The sequence below is a fragment of the Corallococcus sp. AB038B genome, assembly GCF_003668955.1.
Classification (GTDB): Bacteria; Myxococcota; Myxococcia; order Myxococcales; family Myxococcaceae; genus Corallococcus; species Corallococcus exiguus.
Map to the genome: position 1 here is coordinate 1,935,318 of NZ_RAWO01000001.1, position 22,032 is coordinate 1,957,349.

Genomic DNA, 22,032 nt, shown 5'->3' on the forward strand with positions numbered 1-22,032 from the left:
ACCGCCCCCACCCCATGGAACGCAACGGACGACAGGCGTGGCCCCCGGAGCTCTCCGAGCCCTTGCGCGAGGTGGACCGCCTGCGCCGGGGAGGCCGCTACACGTCGGCGCTCGCGCTGGCGCGGACGCTGGCGGAGGCGCATCCGACGCAGGTGCGGGTGCTGGTGGAGGTGGGGCTGACGCTGGGGGTGTGGGGCGGCCAGCCGTCGGAGGCGCTGCCCTGGTTCGACCGCGTGCTTGAGCTGGCACCTGGCCACGTGGCCACGCGCTACCACCGGGCGCTCACGCTCGCTCGGCTGGGCAGGCACGCGGAGGCGGTGGAGGAGTTCGCGCAGGTGGAGGCCGCGGGGTTCCGCAAGGCGCTGGTGCTGCACATGAAGCGCGCGGAGTCGCTCGGCGTGCTGGGGCGGTTGACGGAGGCGGAGGCGGACTGGACGGCGGCCCTGGCGGAGGACCGGGGCAATCCGTGGCTGCTCCAGCAGCGGGCCCAGAGCCGCGCCCGCGCGGGGCGGATGGATGCCGCGGAAGCGGACCTCACTGAAGCACTCGCGTCCCAGGTCGGTGACGCGGTGGATCCCGAACTGCTGCACGAGCGGGGCGTGCTCAGGCTTCAGCGTGGCGATGTCACGGGCGCTCGCGCGGACTTCGACGCGGGGCTCCAGGCCTTCCGCATGGGTGACCCGCCATCGCTGCTGGACGCGCTCCGGAGCGGGCTCCAGGACGCGGCATCCCGTGAGGGCGGGACGCGCTGAGCGCTGCTGTCCTCGCGACGGCCGCGCTGCCTCGGATGGCTACGCGTGCTCGACTTGTGCCGGCGCGGGACGGCCGCCGACACGGTTCGAGACCGCGAAGATCCCAGCTCCGACCAGTGTGAGCGCGACGGCGGCCCAGGCCGGCGCGAGGTATCCATACCCGGCCGCGATGACCACGCCGCCCAGCCATGCTCCCGCGGCGTTGGCGATGTTCAGGGCGGAGTGCGACATCGAGGCGGCCAGCGAAGGCGCACCGGGCGAAGCCTCCATGAGCCGCACCTGCACCGCGGGCGCGAGGAACTGCGCCGAGATGCCGATGAGGAACACGAGCGGGACAGCCGCCCAGGGCGACGTCGCCGTGAGCGCGAACAGGGCCATCACCAGCGTTGTCGCGCCAAACCCCACCCACATCGCGAGCGACACCGAATGGTCCGTCAGACGGCCTCCCATCATCGCCCCCACCGTCATGCCCACGCCAAAGAGGGCGAGCACCCACGGTAGCGCCGACTCGGGCAAGCCCGACGCGAACGTCAGCGTCGGCGCGATGTAGCTGTAGACCGCGAACAGCCCTCCGAAGCCCACCGCGCCCACCAGCGACGTCCACCACACCTGCGGCTGCTTCAGCGCGGACAACTCCTGACGGATGCTGCTTCCTCCCAGTGATGCCACGTGCGGCACCCACAGCCACAGGGCTGCGAGCGTCAACAGCCCGATGGCACCGACCAGCAGGAACGTGCTCCGCCAGCCCAGCTGCTGCCCCAGGAACGTCGCCACCGGGACGCCGATGATGTTGGCGACGGTGAGTCCGGCCATGATCAACGCCACCGCGCGTCCCTTGCGCCCGGCTCCCAACAGCTCGGCTCCCACGACGGAGGCCACCCCGAAGTAGGCGCCGTGCGGCAGGCCCGCCATGAACCGGGCCACGACGAGCGAGTCGAGGGTCGGCGCCAGCGCCGAGGCCGTGTTGCCCAGGGTGAACGCCACCATCAACAGCAGCAGCAACGCCCGACGCGACATCCGCGCCGTCACGATGGCGACCAGCGGCGCTCCCACGACCACGCCCAGCGCATAGGCGGCGATGACATGCCCGCTCCGGGGAATCGTCGTCCCCAGCCCGCTCGCGATCTGCGGGAGGATGCCCATGGTGGCGAACTCGGTTGTCCCGATGCCGAAGCCACCCAGGGACAGCGCCAGGAGCGCCCTTCCTACGTCTTGCTGCTTCATGGGTTGCCGCCCTGGACTTTGTCTTCCGTGAATGAAATCTGCACGATTCGGCATGTATCTGCCGAATCAGGCTCGCGTTTGCAATAAAGCGAGCCGGAGTCGGTATCCCGGCGCCGAATCAGGCATGGAGGCAGGACGCATGGTCACCCAGGAGCGGCACAAGCGGATCCTCGAGCTCCTGGCCCGGGACCAACGTGTTGCCGCGTCCGCGTTGGCCGAGGAGTTCAGCGTCTCCGAGGACACCATCCGCCGTGACTTGCGGGAGCTGGCCGAAGAGGGGCTGCTCCGTCGCGTCTATGGCGGGGCGGTCCCCCGCACTCCCATCTCGCCCACCTACGCGGGAAGGCGGGAGGAGTCCGTGGCGGCCAAGGGCGCCATCGCCGCCACCGTGGCGGGCCTGCTCCGCCCCGGACAGCTCATCTTCCTGGACGCGGGGACGACGGCCACGGCGGTCGCGTCCCAGCTGCCGGCGGACCTGAAGCTGACGGTCGTCACGCACAGCCTTCCCGTCGCCTCCGTGCTCGCCGAGCACCCGCTGGTGGATGTCATCCTGCTCGGAGGGCGGCTGCTGAAGGATTCCCTCTCCCTGGCCGGGCCCGAGACCGTGGAGGGGTATCGCAAGTTCCGCGCGGACCTCTGCGTGCTCGGGACCGCGAGCGTGCACCCGGAGCTGGGGTTGGGCGTGTTCAGCCACGAGGACGCGGAGGTGAAGCGCGCCATGGTGGCCGCGGCCACGGAGGTCATCGTCGTCGCGGCGGGGGAGAAGCTGTGCACGACGGCTCCCTATGTCGTCGGACCGCTCTCCCTCATCGACCGGCTGGTGACGGACGCCCCGGCCCCCGCCGGGTTCGCACGGGAGCTCGCGCTCGCGGGCGTCGAGCTCGTCCAGCGCTGATCATCCCTCGCGGGGGATGGGCTCGAACTCGATCGTCTTCCCGTGGGGGCGCACGTAATAGAGGTGGATGCGCAGGTGCGGGTATGCCGTCTGGAGCTCCTTCGCGCCGAAGTGCAGGTCCTTCAGCTGCTGCTCCACGGCGATGTCCGGACCCAGCGCGCTGTGCTTCGCGTGGTAGTAGCCGCACCCCGCGTGCGCCAGCAGCAGCACGTCCTCGATGTGATGGCCTTCGATGAGGAAGCGGGCGGCCTTCGTGAAGCCCTCGCTCTCCAGGTAGTCCGACGCCCAGCGGTTGAGGAGCGCGGGGCCGCCAGGAATGGTGAGCGTGTCGATGCGCGGGTGACCCAGGTGCCGGGCCAGGTCCTCCACGGCCTCGGTGAAGCGCCCGTCCGAGCAGTACACGGCCAGGGTCTTCGGGTGGACCGTTTCAAAGGGGACGCGGGAGACGAAGGGTGCGGACATGCGCCCCAGGTTAATGGCTCCCGGCCTCCACGAAAGCGCCTTGTGCCCCGCGGCACTCCAGGGGGTGGGGGTGGGACACGGACTCAGCCCTCGCGAATGGCCCGGGCCTCGAGCGCGGCACGGGCCCGCTCCGCGAGCCGGAGGCTGTCGGGAAGCTCCCGGCCCAGCAGCCTGGGAACGCCCACGGCCAGCGCCACCGCGTTGCTGTAGAAGCACGCCTGCGCCCGCGACAGGTCCGCGAGCGGCAGCACGCGCTCCACCACCGGCAGGCCGTCCACGGACGCCATGGCCAGCAGCACCGCGCGCGCGATGCCCGGCAGGCACGGCGCGGACAGCGGCGGGGTGACGAGCGCGCCGTCCAGCTGCACGAAGAGGTTGGCGGTGGGCAGCTCGCAGACCTCCGCCGCCTCGTTGGTGAGGATGGGCATCCACGGCAGCAGCGCGTGCTGGCGGAAGTACGCCAGGCCCTTGTGGTTCACCGTGCGTTCCGCGCGCCGGTAGGCCCCGGCCTCCACGCCTTCCAGTTCGCGACCCTGCCGGTGCAGGGCTTCGAGCTCCGTGGGGAAGGGCCGGAAGGTGCACAGCACGTGACCGTCGCTGACAGCGAGCTTGCCCACGCCGGTGAAGCGGGGCCCCATCGCCGCGTCCGCGGTGAGACAGCGGCGCAGGGCTTCCCGCACGGCGTCCTCGCGGAGGATCGCGGGCGCCGGAGCGCGCACCGCCGTGGAGAATGCGTCCAGGCTTCCTCGCAGGCGGGACAGGTGCCGTGCGAGGAACCTCGGCTGTCCGGCGTCGATGCGGAAGGTGGTGAAGAAGCCCGCGCCGAAGAAGAAACCCTGGGAGAAGTCGTGCAGGCGCAGGTCCTCCCAGCGCTGGACGACGCCATCGACGGAGACGGTGGAGAACATGATCAGGCCTGGCGGATGGCGGGCAGGTAGCTGTCGAGCGGTGCCGTGTCGCTGCTCGGGATGCGCAGCTTCACCCGGTCGGGTCCCACGCTGAAGGTGTCCCAGGAGAAGAGGAACAATCGCCGCTCGCGAACGCGGTCATGGACGTCCGCCCAGGGAATGCACAGCGGCGGATGGCCCAGGCGAAAGAGGAAGAACGCCGCGAGGTAGAGCCCCCGCGCGTCGCCGCCCAGGGTGAGGCAGTTGCCGTACGACACCCCGCCCACCTCGCCGGAGACGAAGGATCTGCACGGAAAGCCTCCGCCCTTGTCCAGACGGTAGTCCCGCGCGAGCCGCCGCCAGCCTCCCATCGCGGCGAGGACGTACGAGACGAGCACGAATATCACCGGGAACATGACGAAGAAGAGCCACGGCGGCAGATGAAAAGCGGGCTGCGGGTGCATGGCCGCATTCTAGGCCAGCGCCAGGCGTCACGGGCTGGCTGCGTCGCCGAGCTGGAGGCTCGCGGAGGCGGCAGGGATGCCGGGTAGCGTGAAGAAGAACGCGGCGCCGTGGCCCGGCTGGCTCTCCACCCAGACGCGGCCGCCGTGGGCCTCCACCAGCCCCTTGACGATGGCGAGCCCCAATCCGGCGCCCGCCTTGCGCGTGTGGATGGCCTGCCAGAAGCGGTCGAACACGTGGGGCAGCGACTGCGCGTCGATGCCCGGCCCCGAGTCCACCACGCGGAAGCACACGTGCTCTCCCCGGCGCTCGGCCTTCAGGAGGATGTGGCCCCCGGCCGGGGTGAAGCGGATGGCGTTGCCCACCAGGTTCTGGAAGACGCGCACCATGCGCGCCCGGTCCGCGCGCACCTGGGGGAGGTCCGGCCCGGACTCCACTTCGAGCCGCAGCGCCTTGTCCGCCGCCAACAACTCATTCAAGGCCTGCACCTGGTGGAGCAGCCGGGGCACGTCCAGCGGCTCCACGTCCAGCATCGTGCGCCCCGACTCCACGCGCGCCACCTCCAGCAGGTCGTCGATGAGCCCCTCCATGTTGCCCACCACGAGGCGGACCTTGCGCAGGGCCTCCGTGGCATGCGCTTCCTCGTGCGTCCGGACCAGGCTGCGCTCCGCGGAGCGGGACAGGAGGGTGATGGTGTTCAGCGGCGCGCGCAGGTCATGGGAGACGATGCCCAGCGTCTCGTCGCGCTCGGCGACGGCCTGCTTCGCGGTGCGGTACAGCCGCGCATTCTCCAGCGCCAGCGCGGTCCGCCGCGCCAGCTCCTCCACCAGGGGAAGACTCTCCACGCCGTAACGCAGGCCCGTGTGCGCGGACACCAGCAGCATCACCCCCAGGGAATGGTCCTGGAGGGCCAGCGGCACGGCCACCGCGGACTCCACTCCGGGGCTGTCCGCGGAGGGCCCCGGCAGGAGCACTCCCGACTCCGTGCGCAGCGCCTGCGCCACGGTCCGCGCCAACGCGGATTCGGCTCCGGGGGTGCACGCCGCTCGCAGCGCGTCCGCCAATCCGTGTGTCACGGCGGCGACCTCGGTGGAGACCTCCTCATCCAGGCAGCCGCTCCGCGTGGAGATGGCGCAGCCGTCCGCGAGCGTGGGCACCGCGAGCGTCACCACGGTGCGGACCACTTCTCCGCAGTCCAGCGAGCGCGTGCTGGCGGTGCCCATGTCGGAGAGGAAGCGGCCCCACAATTCGACGCGCCGCTTTTCGGTGATGTCCCGGAAGTAGACGGAGAGTCCCTCCGGGGACGGGTACGCCACGACGCGCAGCCAGCGGTTGTCCACGAGCGAGGGTTGTTCCTCCTCCACGGGGAGCTGCGTCGCCGTCGCCCGTCGCACCAGGGCCGCCATGGCCGGGCCGTGGTCTCCGGAGAAGACCTCCTCCAGCCGCCGGCCCAGCAGCACCTCGCGCCTGAGGCCGAAGTGGGACTCCGCGGGCCGGTTCACATAGGTGAAGCGTCCGTCCCGGTCGAACGCGGCGAAGCCGTCGGCGATGCGCTCGAGCACCGCGTTCATCCGCTCGCGCGCGGCCTCCGCCTCCTCGCGGGCGGCCTCTTCCCGGGCCAGCCGGTTGCGTGCCTCGGCGGCTTCGTAGCGGGCGGTGACGTCCTCGTGGGCCATCACCACGCGCAGCGGGCCCGACCCGACGAAGCGCGTGGCGCGCAGCAGGAACCAGCGCCGTTTGCCTCCTGCGGGCTCGTGGCACGGGTAGTCCAGGAGGAATGACTCGCTGCGACCGGCGAGGATGTCGCGGATGCCTTGCGCCACGGCGGCGGCTTCCTCGGCGTACTCGCCCCGTGCGTTCTCGGTCACCTCCAGGTAGTTCGCGCCCACGCCACAGCGCTCATCTCCGTCCGAGCAGCCGTTGTCTTGCGCGAAGCGCTTCCACGCGGCGTTGACGGCGATGATGGCACCCCGGCCATCCAGGATGGCGATGTGCGTGGACAGCGAGTCGAGCGTGGAGCGCAGGAACTTCTCCGACGCATGCAGCGCATGTTCAGCGCGCTTGCGGGGGCTGACATCGCGGAAGCTGACGGTGAGGCCTCCCGAGGAGGGGTACGCGCGCACGTCCAGCCAGGCATCGAGGGGTTCGTAATAGGACTCGAACGCGACATGGACCTGCTCCGTGACCGCCCGTTGGTACTCCTGCTCGAACACGGAGCCGCGCGCCTCGGGGAACTCGTCCCACACGTTGCGCCCGAGGAGCTCCGCACGCGGGCGGCGCAGCAGCCACTCGCTGCTCGTGTTGAGGTAGGTGAAGCACCAGGAGCGGTCGAGCGCGAAGACCGCGTCCGAGATGCGCTCCAGGGCGTCGAGGGCCTGGATGGATGAGGGAGCCTCGGACGCCGGGCGCTCAAGCGAGGTCCGTTCGTGGCCCTGTCGCACGGCCATTCCTCCACTCCCCCTCATGAAAATCACCAGAAGGAAGTATGGGAGTCGCGGCCGCGCGAAGCCGCGCGAGGACGACTCCCCGCTCGTGGGCCAGTCCCGACCACGAAAGGGGAGCGCCCCCCTGCCCGCGGGCCTGGAAGCCCGCGGGGAAGGGGAGCCAGTGAGGCGGACGTCAGGTGTCCTGCTCGCGAGAGTCGCAGGCCGGGCTCACCCCGCGTGGCGGATGCCTTGCTCACCGGAGCGGTGCGCCAGTTGGAGGATCTCCTCCTCCGACAGTTGCTCCGTCTTGATGATGTTCCGGTCCGCCTTGAGCTGTTCCACCTGGCCTTCACGCAGGACGTGGAACTGGCCTGTCTTCTGTGGAGGCAGCCGCACCGAGGGGTCCACGCGCGCTTCCGAGAACATCGGCTTGAGCTTCTTGAGCGCCACCTCTTCCTTCACGCGGCCCGCGAACCAGGCGCGCACGTTGTCGCGGCACTTGTAGTCCAGGTCGCCCGGGCTCTGCGTCGCGAGCATCACGCCAACGCCAGCCGAACGCGCCCGCCGGAGCAGGTTCTCCATGGGCTGCTTCGTGGCGGGGACGCTCATGGCGGGCAGGTAGATGTCCGCCTCGTCGAAGAGCAGCACGGCCTGGAGCTTCGGGGAGGGGTTCTGGCTGGCCCAGCGATTGGCCTCCACCAGCAGCTGTGACACCCAGAACAGCGAACTGTGCAGTCCGCCCAGGAACTTGGTGCTGATGATGGTGAGCCGCGTCTTGCCCGGCACCCTCGCGGTGCCCAGGCCCAGCAGCTCGTTCATGTCGAGCTTCTCGCCGTTGTTGGAGAGCAGGGTCTGCGCGTTGAGTCGCAGCGTCGCCAGGTCCTGCGCCAGCTTGGTGAAGACCTTGTCATCCAGCCCATGCGCCTCCTGGACGAGCGCCATGTCCTGCGCGGCGACGAAGCGCTGGATGAGGTCCAGGGTGATCTCCTTGCCGGACGGACGCTGCACCAGCAGCCGCAGCGCCAGGGCCAGCAGGGCCTTCGCGGCCCTGTCCCGGGCACCACTCCTGTACTCCAGCATGGTGGAGAGGGCGTCCGCGGCCTGTTGGAGGATCTGGTCGCGCTCCTCGGGCGAGAGCTTGTCGAGCCCTCGGGGCACCACCGGAATCGACAGCGGGCGTCCGTCCGAGCGGCCCGGCGTGTAGAGCGCTACGTCCACGCGCTCCCGCAGCAGCTTGCGGCGTTCGAGCATCATCGGGTCGTCCAATGCCTCCTCCCACGCTGTGTCGTTCGCGTAGGCGGCGAGGTCGCCCTTGCGGTCCACGAGGATGGCGGGGATGCCTTGAATCAACAGCTGCTCGACCAGGTTCAGCGCGAGCGTCGTCTTGCCGCTGCCGGGCCCTCCGAGGAAGGCGCTGTGCTGCTTCAGTTCATCCGGCTGGATGTAGACGGTGTTGGAGAAGACGCCTTCGGAGACACCCACGCGCATCTGGCCCTTGGGGCCTTCGTCCTTCTTCGACCTGCTGACAGGGGCGGGGGACTTGTCCGGCTTGACCGGCAGAATCTGGCTGGCCGGCGTCACCTCCCACTCGGTCTCGCCGTCGGACACGGCGGATTCACTCACGGCGGCGGGCTTGACCCCCACGGGCGAAGGAGGCGTGACGGCGGCGGGAGCGTGCTTCTCCAGGGCCAGCAGGTCCGTGATGCCCTGGAGCCGCGTCACCGGATGGGCCACGCGGCTCCACCCGAGGAACACGGACTCCACCTGCTGTTTGCGGAAGGTCTGCAACGCGAGCAGCTCCCGCAGGTCGCTAGGGGCCACCACCGCGCGCCGACCGCCCTTGCGCTGGAGCACGGCGGTCTGCTCCGCGACCATCGTGCCCAGGCTGCCGGGGAACTCCGTGGTGCGCACCAGCACGGGGAGTTTCCTGGCCGCGGTCTTGATGGCCTGGGTCATCTGCTTGCCCAGGGAGCCTCCCTTGGGCGTGTTGTTGCAGAGCGCGACATGCAGTTGTGCGTCGCCGGGCTGGGCCGTGACGTCGAGAGAGTCCCCTTCATCGCGGGTCTTCACCTTGAAGCGGTTGGGGTCGCCCAGTTCCTCCGCGCTCGCCTTGATGCCCCAGGCGAGCAACGCGGTGATGTCCGCGTCTCCTTCCGGCACCCTTGTCTTGAAGTTGGCCTTGAAGTCCGTCCAGGCCTGGTCCAGGTCCGGCGCCGGAGGCGGCTTGGGGAGGACGGTGGCCCCCGTCGTGGGCGTCTGCTGCTTCTTCTCCGGCAGGGGGAACGCCGCTGGCAGCTTGCCGTCCTGGATGGCCTGTTCCCGGTAGCGGTGGCAGGCGTTCAGGATGTCTCGCGTCCGCTGTCCGCTCAGCAGCTCGAAGCCCTGGGCCGGAATGGGGTAGGTGGGCTGGGCCGGGTTGAAGACGATGCCCTGCTGTTCGTACAGGGACTTCAACCGGCGGGCCGCGATGTCGCGCCCCGTCTGCGCGGTGACGTTGAGCTCCAGGTCCACGGGTTCGGGGTTGCGCTCGATGCGGTCGAGCATCGCGCGGTTGAGGTGCGAACGCGTCGCGACCCAGAAGTCAGAGAGGCAGCAGACCACCACGATGGCCGAGGGCACCTGGGCCGCCAGCGCCACCAGCGTGCTCATCGCGCGGCGGAACGAAGGCTCCATCTGGGGCTTCTGCTCGAAGTCGAGCATGTCCTCCACCTGGTCGACGCAGAGGACCATCGCCTTGCCGAAGATGCCCATGAGCTGACCCAACTGGATGAGAATCCGGCTGGGCGACTCCTCGGTGTTGCGAGGCACCAGGTTGCCGATGATGGCCCGGTCCTCGGGTGACATCTCCTCGCAGCGCAGCCACTGGACGATGCGGTGGTGGAAGCGGGCCTCGCGGCGCTGGAGGCAGAGCAGGGCGCGCAGCAGGTTGACGTCGATGTTGCGGAACGCAGGGTCCGCGTGCAGGTCGTCCGCGACCGCGCGGATGTTGCCGTGCAACTCCTCGTCTTCCAGCACGTCCTCGTCCGGGATGTGGGCCGCGAAGATGTTCTTGCAGCGCTTGAGCACGGCCTCGGACAGCAACATCAACCCCGTGTCCTCGACATGTCCGTGGTCGTACGGCTTCTCCAGCGAGTCGATGACCTCCGACAGGATGTAACGGTCGTAGTGCGTCACATCGACGGTCATGGGCAGATAGCCGACGTAGCCCTTGCCGCTCTCGTGCACGCTGTTGCGGAAGGCTCGCACCAGGTGCGTCTTGCCGCTGCCGGAGTCCCCCTTCAAGAGGAGGATCCTCCCGTCCTCCGGCGGCGTCTGCGCGGTGGCGCGCTTCACGAGCCGCTCGAACGCCGCGCGCGCGGGTGCATTGATGGAGGGCACGTCGAACGGATCCCGCTTCCACAGCGTCTGCCCCTGCTGGACGCTGTTGAAGATCTCGGGGCCATCGGACAGGAACGCTTTCAGACGGGCGTCATGGGACATGGGGAGGCTCCTGCGAACGGGTTCCGCTTAGAGGACGACGAAGTGGAAGCTGGCGCCGGCGGCACGCACTTCGGATTCGGTGATGTCCCGGGGGTTCATGGCCGCCAGCAGGTCGGCCCGGCCCAGGGACAGCTGATGCGCGCGGTTGGCCGCGAGCAGCGCCTCGTTGAACGCCGGGCGGTCCGCCCACTCAGGCTGCAGCGCCTTCCACACGTGGGAGATGAAGACCTTGTTGTCACCGAAGCGGCCCGTGGGGGGCACGGCCCCCGCCGCGTCCAGCACCCGCCGGGCGAAAGACACCGTGTCCGTGGGCGGCGTCTTGGGGGCAACCTTCACGGCCGCCTCCACGAGCTTCGGCTTGGGCGCGGAAACCTTGTCCGCCTCCGCCAGCACCCACTCCCGCATCGCCGCCATCCGCACCACCTCCGCGTCCACTCGCGGCGCCCCCACCGCGCGGGCGGCCAGCTGCTCCAAGCCGCGCTTCGGGTCGCGGACCTCCTGGTCCAGCAGCTTGCCCAACAGGTGCGCCTGCACCGCGCGCAGCGTGAACGCCTCGTCCGTCTCCACGCCCAGCTGCCGCCACAGCAGCCGGTCGCGCACCTGCGCCAGCGTCGGCGTCTCCGGCCCCTCCAGCTTGTGCGCCCGCTTGAGCACCAGCGCCCGCACGCCGTCCGCGTCCGATAAGCGCCCCAGCGCGGACTTGGAACCCGGCAGGCCCAGCCCCTTCGCCAGCAGGTGCTGCTGCTTCACGCGCTTCCAGGTGAGCCCCTTGGGGGAATCCACGCGCAGGAACTTCAACGCCTGCTGCCGGCCCGCTCCCGTCAACGCCAGCCCAGAACGGCCCCGGGCCTCCACCCGCTTCTCCTCCAGCAGCTCCGTCAACAGCGAGTCGAACCGGCCGGTCCATTCGCCCCGGCTCCAGCGGTGTTCCACGAACGAGTGCAGCGTCTTCGCCAATTCGTTGCGCGTGCCGGCCTTCTTCTCCGAGCGCGTCGCCAACCAGGCCAATGCCAGGCCCTGGAGCCGGGTGTCAGGAGTGTCGGTGTCCATGTCGTGGCTCCCGCCCGCCAGGCTCGCGCCCGCGGGCTTCAATCAACGTGTCGAGGGTGTGGAGGATGTGTTCCAGCTGGGACAGCACGTCCGTCGCGAGCAGCCGGTACACCCAGTAGCCCTCGCGCTGCAGGTCCAGGTCCTTGCGCCGGTCGCGGCGGAACCGCTCCGGATCCTGGAAGTGGTGATAGCCGTCGATCTCCACCGCGATGCGCAGCGGGCGGCACAGCAGGTCCACCTCCCAGCTGCGCTTGTCCTCGGGGTGCAGCCGGGCGTTGAGCTCGAAGCGGCCCGCCGTGCTCCGGTGCTCCTCCAGCCGGTCGCGCAGGTACGCCTCCGCCTTGCTCCGCGCCCGGTCCGCGCCCGCCTCGCCCGCGCCCGTCAGCACCGCCAGCGCCACCTCGGCGGCGCTCACCCGCTGCTTCTCGGACGCGCCCGTGCGCTCCAGCTTCCGGAGCGTCGCCACCGCGCTCGCGGTCTCGGACGGCTCCGCCGGCACCTCCACCACGCCCTCGCGCACCAACGCCTTCAGCCGCGTCTCCCCGCCCGCCAGGAACGCCCCCAGCGCCTCGCTGGACACCACGCACGCCACCGCGAGCGCTGGCACCGCGCTGCTCAACACCCCCGCCACCTGGAGCCCCCGGCACGATGGCGCCTCCCCCACCGCCATTCGCACCACTGGGGCCTGCCCGGGCGGCACCAGCGCGTGCACCGCACGCAGCCCCGCGCCCAGGTTCTTCGCGAACGCCGTGCGCACGGCATCCGGGAGCACTCCGGGCTCCACCGACTCACGGCCAATCACCAGCTCCCGGCACAGCGCCCACGTGGCGTCCGCCAACATCACGGGCGGCGGCAGCGCCTCCAGCAACACGCGCCGCTCATGTGCTGTCTTTCCCTGGAACCGCGGCGTGTGTCTGGGATTCGCCGCGGTCAGGCTGAACGTCGCCAGCGCCTCCGCGTCCGCCCCCAGGTCCCGGGTCGCCGCCAGCGCCCGTGCCCAATCCAGTGCCGCCTCGTGCGGGTCCTCCCCGGAGACCTCCACCACCGTCAGCCCGTGCCTCGCGGCCCACTGGCTCCAGAGCGTCCCTCCCAGGGCCTCCGGTCCCTCCAACACGCTCAGGGTCGCGATGCCTTCCGCCCGGCGCCGGGCCTGGCGGTCCAACGCATCCAGCAGCGCGACGTCACCCGCCAATGGCAAGCACTACCCCCCGGGAGTGATGGCTTCACCGCCCCCTCGTGAGCAAAAGACTGCTCCCACGGGTTGGGTGAAGACAAGCCCCCCAAAGGAGGTATGGCATTCCGGGAAGGAAGGGACCCGGGTGGGTCTGAAAGGCTTTACCGCCCTGCGTCGTCGCCGGTTTCCCGATGGAGAAGCACGCCCAATCCGGCCGCCGCGAGCGCTGAGACCATGCCCGTCAGGAAGGGGGCCTGGGTGCTCCATGACGCATACATCCAGCCGCTCGCCACCGGACCTACCGTGCGGGCCAGTCCACCGCACGACTGCGCCAGACCCAGCACGGCGCCCTGCTGCGACGGCGGGGCGACCTGCGAGGCCTGGCTTGAAATCAACGGCTGCAGGAAGCCCATCCCCACGCCCACCAGCACCACGGAGAGCATCATGGGAATCGCCTGCCACGACACCGCGAGCCCCGCCATGCCGCCCGCGAGCAGGAGCGCTCCGCAGATGAGCAGCTTGAACTCACCCGCCGCGCGAGACAGCGGACCAATCAGCCCGCCCTGGATGACCATGCCCAGGCCACCCACCACCGCGAAGGTGTAGCCCACCTCCTTGGAGCCCCAGCCCAGCCGCGCCTGCACCAGCAGCGCGAACGCCACCTGGAGCGTGGTCATGGACAGGAACACCGCGAAGAACAAGCCCAGCACCATCCCCAATGCCTTGCGCCGGGACGGGTCCTGCAACGCGGACCAGCGCGTCTGGGATTTCGCCGCCACGCGCTTCTCCACCGGGTGCGTCTCCGGCATCGCGAAGAACGCGGCCACGAAGCCCACCAGCGCCAGGCCTCCGGCGAGCAGCGGCGGCACCCACGGGCCCAGGCCGGAGAACAGGCCGCCCAGCGTGGGCCCCAGCACCATGCCCAGGCCAATGCCCGCGCCAATGCGGCCCATGGCCCGGGCGCGCGTCTCCTTCGTCGTCACGTCCGCGAGCGCCGCCTGACACGCGGCGATGTTGCCGGACGTCGCCCCCGCCAGGATGCGCGACGCGAACAGCAGCGGCAGCATCAGCTGGTGGCTGGCCAACGCGAACAGCGCCATGGCCACCGCGTTCGCCAGCAGGCTCAGGAGGATGACCGCCCGCCGCCCATGCCGGTCCGAATAGCGCCCGAGCAGCGGAGTGGCCAAGAGCTGCGTGAAGCTGAAGCACCCCAACAGGATGCCCACCGTGCGCGCCGAGCCGCCCATGGACTGCACGTAGAAGGGCAGCATCGGGATGACGATGCCGAAGCCCACCAGGTCCAGGAACACGGTGAAGAACACCACCGCCTCCACCCGGCGCAGCAGGCCCGGAGTGGCGGCGGACGAGGCACCCACGCTGTCAGCCACCATTGCCCGTCCGGTCCACCGGCAGCGCGTCCGCGTAGGCACGCAGGATGCGGCCCTCGTCGTAGGTGGCCTGGAAGCCCGTGGCCTCCAGGAAGCGCTTGTTGTCCACCACGATGGGGTAGCGCAGGTGGTCCGTGGCCCCCACGGACAGCCGGGGGAAGCCCGCGCGCCCCATCAGCACGGAGAACAGCGGCGACGGCAGCGGCACCGGCGTGCGGCCCGTGCCCTTGATGATGACGGACAGCGGCACCGGCGCGGGCCCCGCCACGTTGAAGATGCCGCGCACCTGCTTCTCCAGCGCCAATTGCAGCGCCGTCACCACGTCCTCCTCCTGGAGCACGTGGAAGAGCGGGTCGTAGCCCAGCACCATGGGCACGCGCTTGCCGCGCAGCAGGTTCGCGAGCGTGCCGGTGCCCGGCGTGCCCAGCGTGTAGACGAGCCGCAGCACCGCGGTCTTGACGTCCGGCATGCGCCACAGCGCCGTGGCCGCGTACAGGTCCGCGGCCACCAGGTCCGCCAGCTCCGGGATGGCCTCCAGCGCGCGCGGGGGCTCGTCCTCGGAGTGGTACAGCGGCGAGTCCGGCGCCGCGCCGTAGAACGTGTGACGCCCCACGAAGAGCACCTGCTTCACACCGTGCGCCGCGCAGTGGTCGAACAGCGCCTTGGTGCCGTCCAGGTTGATGCGGCCGCGCTCGTGGCCCTGCACGGTGAACGCCGTCACCGTGGCCATGTGAATCACGGCCTCCGGCTTCCAGCGCCGGAAGAGGTCCTCGGCGGCGCGCTTGCGGATGTCCACCGGGTGGACCTCGATGCCCTTGGGCGCGTCCCTCCACGGGCGGATGTCGATGCCCGCGACTTCATGGCCGCTGTCGCGCAGCTTGAGCGCCAGCCTCCGCGCGATGCCGCCGGAGATGCCCGCAATCAACACCCTCATGGCAACAGCCTCCGGGCCCGGCGCAGGTTGCGCTCGGCGCGGTTGTCTTCGATGAGCCGCTGGATGCTCGCCTTCACCTGGTCCACGTAGCCCTGGATGACGTGGTCCTCCTCGTCACCCGTGCCTTCGAAGACGAGCGGCTCGCCGTAATGGATTTCCAGGCCAACAGGCAGGGGCAGCGGCAGCAGGTACGGCGTCAGCGGCACGTACGGGACGCCCAGGAGCTTGCCCAGCGCGTACGCGTTGGTGACCGTGGGGATGGCCGCGCCGCCGCCCAGGAAGGCGAAGGGGATGATGGGCGAGCGCGTCTGGAGCGCCAGCCGGATGAACCCCGTGCCGAAGTCCACCAGCGAGTAGCGGTCCGGGTAGAGCTTCGCGGTGCCGCGGGCGCCCTCCGGAAAAATCATCAGCAGCCGGTCGTCCTCCAGCAGTCGCACGGCGTGCTCGGGCAGGCCGGTGAACTGGCCGGTGCGGCTGGCCCACAGCGAGGCCACGGGGAACTTGTGGATGAAGCGCTCCACCATGCCCTGCGCCAGGCGGGGCGGATCCATCTCCAGCATCGTGGAGGTGAGCACCATCATCCCGTCCACCGCGACGCCGCCGGAGTGGTTGCCCACCAGCATGCCGCGGCCCTTCTTCGGGATGTGCTGCACGCCGGTGCAACGCACCCGGAAGTAGTTCCGGTAGAGGAAGGCGAAGAACTCCAGCGCCAGCTTCAGGTGCTTCTTGGAGATGCCGTAGGGGTCGACACCGTATTCGTTGAAGGGCAGCTCCAACCGCTCCACCCGCTCTGACAGGGACTCGCTCTGGGGCACGGGGCGCACCGTAGCACCGCGCGGGTGCTTTGCACGGGGGGCCCGCGTCCCCCATTGTGCACCCGACGGGTGCCCCGGACGGGCCCCCAGGGAGTGACGCGTGATGGCGGGGCAGCCGTGGACGGAGATGCTGGACGGGGTGGTCGCGTGGGCCAAGGCCCTGCCGGCGGGGCTGTCCAACCAGGTGGCGGTGGACGTGAGCGGCCGGCGGGTGCGGCTGTCGCACGCGCGGGTGGAGGCGCTTTCGCGGGGCGTGCTGGGCCGCGTGAAGGGGCTCACCCTGCGCTCCTGGGACATCACTCCGTCCGTGTACGACCTGCGGCTGGACGTGCGGGGCTGGAAGCTGCGGGTGGAGACCACCCCCCAGCGCGTGGAGCTGGCCGGGGGGCGCTACACGCTGTGGCTGGCCACTCCCGGACGGGTGGAGCTGGAGGAGTCCCCCGGCGCGTCATCCCTGTTGATGGGCGCGCTGCGCACGGGGGCCGGGAGGGCCGCGCTCCAGGCCCTGGCGCGCAAGCTGTTGCCGCCGGGACTGGCCTGGGACGGACAGGTGCTCCGGGTGGAGGGAGCGCTGCCGAAGGAGGGCGCCCTGGCGGCCCGCCTCTTCGAGTCCTCCTCCCTGCGGATGACCGCGGAGCACGCGCCGGAAGGGCTGTGGCTGTCCGCGGAGGAGTGGCCGGGGCTCTTGGACCTGCTCCAGGCCGCGCTGGGCCCGGGGTAGGGCGCGCTTCAGCGACCCTCGCCGTCCCACACGTTGGCGCGGCCCGCCAGGGGACCGCGCTGCGGACGGACGATGCAGAAGCGCTGGCCGGTGGGGGCCTCCATCACCCACCAACGCTGCACGTAGGCGACGCGCTTCGCGCCCAGGGCCTCCAGCCGCTCCAGCTCCGCGTCCAGGTCATCCGACTCGATGTCCAGGTGGATGCGGCTCTCGTGCTCCACCTGCTGGAGGAGGAGCATGGGCTCGGTGTCCTTCGCCTCCAGCTCGCGGTAGGTGGGCGAGTCCGGATCCACCGGCTTCACCGCCCGCCCCAGCGCCGCGCTCCAGAACCGTGTGGCGGCGTCGAAGTCCTCGACCTTGCAGTCGATGACGAACGTGCTGAGTCGGCTGTGATGCATGGCTCGCTCCTGATGGGCCGGGCAGGGGGGAAGCCCGTTGAAGGGGGAGCCAGGGATACACCGAAAAGCGGGTGGAAGGTACGACGGATTGAAGGGTGGGAGGGATGTGCGGCGCGCACCACTCCGCGCCGCCGGAGCATCCGGCAGCGGACCTTTGCGGGTGCGGAATCCGACGGGGCTCCTGCTGGACTCCGGGGAGCGGGAGGCCCGGAGCCTCCCGTCCTGGGCCCTGCCTCAGTTGGGCCGCGCGAGCAGCTTGTCCAGCGCCGCGTAGCTCTCGTTGAGGCCCTGCTCCATGCCGGAGCCGACCATGCCCTGGAGGTCCTCCACGGTGTGGAACAGGGAGATGTTGACGAGCTTGGTGCGGCCGTCGCCCAGGTCCTCCAGCGTCATCGTCTCCACCGTCACGTGGCCCGGCATGCCGTCCCACTCGAAGGTCTGCTCGATGCGCTCCATGGGTTTCACCTCGCGGTAGCGGCCCTCGAAGCCGTGGCTGCCTTCGGGCGAGTGTTCGACGAAGCGCCAGTGGCCGCCGCGCTGAACGTCCATGCGCTCGACGACCACCTTGTTGCCCCGGCCCCACCACTGGGAGACGAGCGCGGGGTCCGTCATCGCCTTCCACACCCGCTCGCGAGGCGCGTTGAAGATGCGCTCGATGCGCAGCTCCCGCTCCGCGGTCTGGGTGACGATGGCCTTGGGGGATGCACTCGCGACTTGGGTCGTCATGGCGTTCCTTTCGTGCGCTCGAGGAAGTCCTCGAGGTTGTCCAGGCGCTGCTCGAACATGGTCCGGTACGTGGCCATCCACTTCGCCACGTCCTCCAGCCGCTTCGGCCCGAGCCTGCAATGACGGATCCGTCCGACCTTCTCCGTCGTGACGAGCCCCGCCTCCTCCAGGATGCGCACGTGCTTCTGGAAGCCCGTGAGCGTCATCTCGAAGTGTTCGGACAGGCTGCCGATGGACGTGCCGGTCCCTCCTCCCAGTCGCAGGAGGATGGCCCGGCGCGTCGGGTCCGACAGCGCCGCGAACGTACGGTCGAGGGCGGCTTGAGACTGAACCATTTGGTTCAGTGTTAAGGCCTGGCGCTCCAAACGTCAAGGCCCCGCCCGGCCGTGCGTTCGGTCGGACGGGGCCCTGGCTGTGGGCTAATTGAGCTCGCAGACCTGGCAGACCGGGCCGATGAGCTTCCAGGTCGTACAGCTGCCGCCCGGGGGGCAGCAGCGCTTGTACTTGGTGCCGGGCAACCCGTAGCCGCCGTACGTGGTGTTCGGCTCATCGTACCCGGCGGAGTTCGAGCAGGACGTGCGGCACGCGGCCTGCCAGGTGATCATCGACTGCATCTGCGAGGTGGGACAGTTGGGATCCGTGCCAATCTCCTGCTCCACCTGGGCCTCGCCGCTGGGGATGACGGCTTCGTCAGCCCCCGTGGCAGGGCCACAGGCGGTGACGACGCCCAGGGTGAGGCTCATCACGAACAACGCTCGAATCATGCTGCGCATGGGCAACGCTCCGGTCGGTGCAAGGCGGCAATGCCTTGCACTGGCGGATTGCGGCATGGCCGCGTTCGCATGACAAGCGGGGTAGGCCGGATGACGTAGGGGAAACCTACGACACCGTGTCTGACTACTTGCGCTTCTTGGACATGGAGCGGACGAAGATGGAGTCGATGCCGTGGATGCGCATGGAGACGAAGTCTTCCGCGGTGGCGTTCTCGTAGCCCGCGTCGCGCATCTCCTTCACGAACGCGGGCGTGACGCCGTGGATGCGCATGGCCACCAGGTCATCCGCGCTCAGGTCCTTGAAGCCCAGGCTGCGCATCTCGCGGACGAAGTCCGGCGTCACGCCGTGGATGCTCATGGCCAGGAGTGAGTCGAGGGACAGACCCTTGAACCCCAGCGCCGCGAGGCCCTGGATGCGCTCCGGCGTGACGTTGTGGATGCGGCAGCTCACCAGTTGCTCGAGGGTCAGCTTCGGGTAGCCCTCGGCCGCCATCGCACGGACGTATTCCGGAGTGACGTTGAAGATGCCCACCTGGACCAGCTCCTCCACGGTGGTCACCTTCTGGCCCGCCGCCGCGAGCGCCTGGACGCGCTGCGGGCCGACGTTCACGCTGGCCAGCAGGAATTGCTCGTCCGCGTCCGGCTTGGGAATGCCCAGCTCCGCCAGCTTCTTCGTGAAGCTTGCGTCCGGAGTGAAGCGCCAGGTGCCCACGCCCTGTCCGTCCTTGAAGCGGCCCTCGAAGTCGAACGTGCCCGCTTCACGCACCAGCTTGAAGGGGGCGCTGCTTCCTTCCGCCGTGGACAGCCCCTGGAAATCGGCGAGCGGCGCGGAGAAGCCGTGGTGCGAATCAGGACGGTCCTTGGGCTGCAATGACAGCTGCAACTGCTGCTCCTTCACGTACGCGCCCCACGTGCCGGTGCGCTGGGCCTCGGCGGCGAGGACGGGAAGGGTGAAGAGCATCACGACCAGGGTGAGCCACGGAGACAGGCGCGACGTCATGACGGCGACTCCTTTTTCGGCAAGGCGCGGCCCTTCCGCGCGCTCGGGATGGAGCGCGCGGTGGGGCTGCTTGGGAGAGGAAGGGAGGGGTTACTTCCGGGACTTCTGCATGCGGCGGATGAAGTCCGCGTCCACGCCGCCGGCGCGCAGGCGCACCAATTCATCCACGGTGGCGGGCTTCACGCCCGCGGCTTCCAGTTCGCGCAGGTAGCTGGAGTCGACGCCCAGTGCACGGAGCTGCACGGCTTCATCCAGGCTCAGCTTCCCGAAACCCGCGGCCTTCAGTTCGTTGATCCACGCGGCGTTGATGCCCAGCGCCTTCGCGGACAGCAGGTCGTCGGAGTCCTCCTTGTCGAAGCCCAGGGCGGCCATCTGTCCCAGCCACTCCGGCGTGACGCCCAGGTGCTTCATGGCCACCAGCTGCTCGGCGGGGATGGAGCGGCCGAAGCGGTCCGTCATGGACTTCGCGTAGTCCGGCGTGACGCCTGCGTGCTGGAAGCCCACCAGCGTGTCCACCGTGGGCTCGTAGCCCATGGCGGTGATGCGGTCGACGACCTCCGGTGTGACGCCCGCGATCTTCAGAGCGACCAGCTGGTCCACGCTCAGCGGATCCACGCCCACGCGGGTCTTCTCGTCGGCATCATCGGAGTCCTTCTTCGCAGCGCGGGCCTTCTCCTTCGCGGAGGGCGCGGGGTTCGGAGCCGGCGCGACGACCGGCGCGGGAGCGGGGTTCGGAGCAGGGGGCGCCGCGACGACCGCGAGCACCGGAACCGCGACCGGCGCGGACACGGAGACGTGGGGACGGGGCGTAACGCTGACGACAGGAGACGCCAGGGCCTTCGTCTCCGGCGCCTTCATGGGCTGCACGGCGAGCGCCGTCAGCGGCACCGCCAGCGCCAGGCTGCTGACCAGCGTGACGATGGACACTCCCGCCGCCCAGCGCGACGAGCACCGCGACGTGGGCGCCACCACCAACCGCCGCACGCGGTCCTTCAGCGAACCGCCCAGCGCGGACAGCGCGGGCCCGCTGGCGTCCATGCCCTGCAACCGCAGCGCTTCCAGCGCGGTGAGCGCTCGGGCGTAGGGGAGGGCGCCGGGGCCATGGCGCACCGCGAGGTCGTCACAGCAGTTCTCGCGCTCCACGCGGATGACCTGGGACATCCACCACACGGCCGGGTGGTAGAAGAGCAACGTCTCCACCAGCGTCTGCACCATGTTCACCGCGAAGTCGTGACGGCGGATGTGGGCCAGCTCGTGGGCCAGCACCAGCTCCAGCTCCCGCACGGCCAGCCCGGTGAGCGTGGCGGTGGGGACCAGCACCACCGGCTTCAGCCAGCCCAGCGTGGACGGCACATCCAGCTTCGACGACACCAGCAGGCGCACCGGACGCGTGAGGTTCAGCCGCCGCGCCAGCACCTCCAGCCGCTGCTGCCATTCCCACGACGCGTGCACCGCCTCGTCCACCTGTCGGCGCAATCCCATCCAGCCCTTGAGCAGCCGCAGCGACGATGCCGCCACGCCCAGGCCCCACGCCAGCACCAGCCAGGGCAGGTGCTCGCCCACCTGCTGGAACACGCCGTCCAGCCGGGGCAGCGTCGCGGCCTCCTTCAGGTGACGCGGAGCGGGCAGCTGCGTCAGTGCAACGGACACCGGTGCCGCCATGGGCTCAACGGTCCGAGGGACGGACGCCGTGCTCACCACGGGACGGGACTCCACAGCGCGCGAGGCATGCCGCCACGCGGTGGCCACCGGCAGCGCCAGCATGATGCCCAGCGCGCCGCACGCCAGCGCGTAGCGCAGGTTCGCGGAACGCCGCCCCACCCACCGGAGCGCCAGCGCCAGGGCCACCGCCACGAGCGCGCCCTGCCACACCAGGTGCACGAGCGCCCAACCCACCGCTTCCAGGATGAGACCGTTCATGACTCCGACTCCTTCTCGAGCGAATCCAGCAGCTGGCGCAGCTCCGCCAGCTCCTCCGGGGATGTCTTCTTCGTGGACAGGGCCTGCAGGGCGAGCCGCGCCGGGGAGCCGCCGAACACGCGGTCCATCAGGTCGGTGACCAGCTGCTGCTGGGTGCTCTCCCGAGGGAGCCGGGCGCTGTAGACGTGCGCGCGCTGGGACTCGTCGCGCGTCACCAGCCCCTTCTCCGTCATGATCTGCATCGTCTTCAGGACGGTCGTGTAGCCGCTCCCATCCTGGAGCGTCTCGTGGACCTCGCGCACCGTGCGCGTGCCCCCGTCCCACAGCACCCGCAGGATGGCCAGCTCGGCATCCGTGGGGCGCGGCAGCTTTCCTCGGCTCATGGCTTCCTCTCTCCTCACCGCTTCCTACGCATAGTTATACGAACGATTTCGTAGGTGTCAACGAAGCCTTTCGTACTTCGCGGACAAGGGACCCTGGAGGGAGGGGAAAGGGCGTCCCCGAGGGCTGACGCCCAGACAAGCCATCAGGGAGGGGTGAACCGG

Annotated in this window: 21 protein-coding genes; 3 read left to right on the forward strand and 18 right to left on the reverse strand. The window is 70.1% G+C overall.

The features are described from left to right. Positions 1-14 precede the first annotated feature (14 nt). A complete protein-coding gene (locus D7Y04_RS08100) occupies positions 15-752 on the forward strand; it encodes a tetratricopeptide repeat protein (RefSeq protein WP_121758835.1) in 738 nt (245 codons plus the stop codon). Between the two features lie 39 nt (positions 753-791). Here D7Y04_RS08100 and D7Y04_RS08105 read toward each other — a convergent pair whose 3' ends face one another. Continuing rightward, complete coding sequence (locus D7Y04_RS08105) at positions 792-1,976, reverse strand: MFS transporter (RefSeq protein ID WP_121758836.1); 1,185 nt, start codon at positions 1,974-1,976, stop codon at positions 792-794. A gap of 139 nt (positions 1,977-2,115) precedes the next feature. Here D7Y04_RS08105 and D7Y04_RS08110 point away from each other — a divergent pair, with 139 nt between their 5' ends. Continuing rightward, positions 2,116-2,871, forward strand: a complete 756-nt coding sequence (locus D7Y04_RS08110) for a DeoR/GlpR family DNA-binding transcription regulator (protein ID WP_233601301.1) — start codon at positions 2,116-2,118, stop codon at positions 2,869-2,871. On the opposite strand, the gene D7Y04_RS08115 is transcribed toward D7Y04_RS08110, so the two are convergent. The 10 genes from D7Y04_RS08115 to D7Y04_RS08165 form a co-directional block, all read right to left on the reverse strand. After that, positions 2,872-3,333 carry a carbonic anhydrase gene (locus D7Y04_RS08115; protein ID WP_120599053.1) on the reverse strand — a complete coding sequence of 154 codons (462 nt, stop codon included), beginning with the start codon at positions 3,331-3,333 and terminating at the stop codon, positions 2,872-2,874. 83 nt (positions 3,334-3,416) lie between these two features. Next, positions 3,417-4,241: an aminotransferase class IV gene (locus D7Y04_RS08120; protein ID WP_121758838.1), complete on the reverse strand. Its 825-nt coding sequence runs from the start codon at positions 4,239-4,241 to the stop codon at positions 3,417-3,419. 2 nt (positions 4,242-4,243) lie between these two features. Then, entirely contained in the window at positions 4,244-4,684 is a 441-nt protein-coding gene (locus tag D7Y04_RS08125; protein WP_120599055.1) for a hypothetical protein, read from the reverse strand. Between the two features lie 27 nt (positions 4,685-4,711). Continuing rightward, positions 4,712-7,129, reverse strand: coding sequence for a PAS domain-containing protein (locus D7Y04_RS08130; RefSeq protein ID WP_158627463.1), 2,418 nt, complete (start codon positions 7,127-7,129; stop codon positions 4,712-4,714). Between the two features lie 207 nt (positions 7,130-7,336). Continuing rightward, positions 7,337-10,588, reverse strand: coding sequence for an ATP-binding protein (locus D7Y04_RS08135; RefSeq protein ID WP_121758840.1), 3,252 nt, complete (start codon positions 10,586-10,588; stop codon positions 7,337-7,339). A gap of 27 nt (positions 10,589-10,615) precedes the next feature. Continuing rightward, positions 10,616-11,638, reverse strand: a complete 1,023-nt coding sequence (locus D7Y04_RS08140; RefSeq protein ID WP_120599059.1) for a hypothetical protein — start codon at positions 11,636-11,638, stop codon at positions 10,616-10,618. Then, positions 11,619-12,836 (reverse strand): endonuclease domain-containing protein, encoded by a 1,218-nt coding sequence (locus D7Y04_RS46360; protein WP_158627464.1) that lies wholly within the window; start codon positions 12,834-12,836, stop codon positions 11,619-11,621. The genes D7Y04_RS08140 and D7Y04_RS46360 overlap by 20 nt, the downstream gene beginning before the upstream one ends. Positions 12,837-12,973: 137 nt before the next feature. Further along, positions 12,974-14,203, reverse strand: a complete 1,230-nt coding sequence (locus D7Y04_RS08155) for an MFS transporter (protein ID WP_120598266.1) — start codon at positions 14,201-14,203, stop codon at positions 12,974-12,976. Further along, on the reverse strand, positions 14,193-15,134 hold the full coding sequence (locus D7Y04_RS08160) for an SDR family oxidoreductase (RefSeq protein ID WP_120598265.1): 942 nt from the start codon (positions 15,132-15,134) through the stop codon (positions 14,193-14,195). Before D7Y04_RS08160 ends, D7Y04_RS08155 begins: the two co-directional genes overlap by 11 nt. Then, complete coding sequence (locus D7Y04_RS08165; RefSeq protein ID WP_120578361.1) at positions 15,131-15,958, reverse strand: lysophospholipid acyltransferase family protein; 828 nt, start codon at positions 15,956-15,958, stop codon at positions 15,131-15,133. Before D7Y04_RS08165 ends, D7Y04_RS08160 begins: the two co-directional genes overlap by 4 nt. 94 nt (positions 15,959-16,052) lie before the next feature. On the opposite strand from D7Y04_RS08165, the gene D7Y04_RS08170 reads away from it, so the two are divergent. After that, positions 16,053-16,670 carry a hypothetical protein gene (locus tag D7Y04_RS08170; protein ID WP_121758843.1) on the forward strand — a complete coding sequence of 206 codons (618 nt, stop codon included), beginning with the start codon at positions 16,053-16,055 and terminating at the stop codon, positions 16,668-16,670. Positions 16,671-16,678: 8 nt separating this feature from the next. Here the strand turns inward: D7Y04_RS08170 and D7Y04_RS08175 are convergent, their stop codons facing one another. From D7Y04_RS08175 to D7Y04_RS08205, 7 genes are all read right to left on the reverse strand, one after another. Beyond that, positions 16,679-17,068 carry a VOC family protein gene (locus tag D7Y04_RS08175; protein WP_120578359.1) on the reverse strand — a complete coding sequence of 130 codons (390 nt, stop codon included), beginning with the start codon at positions 17,066-17,068 and terminating at the stop codon, positions 16,679-16,681. Between the two features lie 234 nt (positions 17,069-17,302). Next, entirely contained in the window at positions 17,303-17,794 is a 492-nt protein-coding gene (locus tag D7Y04_RS08180) for an SRPBCC family protein (RefSeq protein ID WP_120598262.1), read from the reverse strand. Next, a complete protein-coding gene (locus D7Y04_RS08185) occupies positions 17,791-18,129 on the reverse strand; it encodes a helix-turn-helix transcriptional regulator (protein ID WP_120598261.1) in 339 nt (112 codons plus the stop codon). Before D7Y04_RS08185 ends, D7Y04_RS08180 begins: the two co-directional genes overlap by 4 nt. 84 nt (positions 18,130-18,213) lie before the next feature. Then, positions 18,214-18,567, reverse strand: coding sequence for a hypothetical protein (locus D7Y04_RS08190; protein ID WP_120598260.1), 354 nt, complete (start codon positions 18,565-18,567; stop codon positions 18,214-18,216). Positions 18,568-18,691: 124 nt separating this feature from the next. Then, positions 18,692-19,567: a 4-hydroxy-3-methylbut-2-enyl diphosphate reductase gene (locus D7Y04_RS08195; RefSeq protein ID WP_121758844.1), complete on the reverse strand. Its 876-nt coding sequence runs from the start codon at positions 19,565-19,567 to the stop codon at positions 18,692-18,694. Positions 19,568-19,657: 90 nt separating this feature from the next. Next, on the reverse strand, positions 19,658-21,487 hold the full coding sequence (locus tag D7Y04_RS08200; protein ID WP_121758845.1) for a M56 family metallopeptidase: 1,830 nt from the start codon (positions 21,485-21,487) through the stop codon (positions 19,658-19,660). Then, entirely contained in the window at positions 21,484-21,870 is a 387-nt protein-coding gene (locus tag D7Y04_RS08205) for a BlaI/MecI/CopY family transcriptional regulator (RefSeq protein ID WP_120598257.1), read from the reverse strand. The genes D7Y04_RS08200 and D7Y04_RS08205 overlap by 4 nt, the downstream gene beginning before the upstream one ends. Positions 21,871-22,032 lie beyond the last annotated feature (162 nt).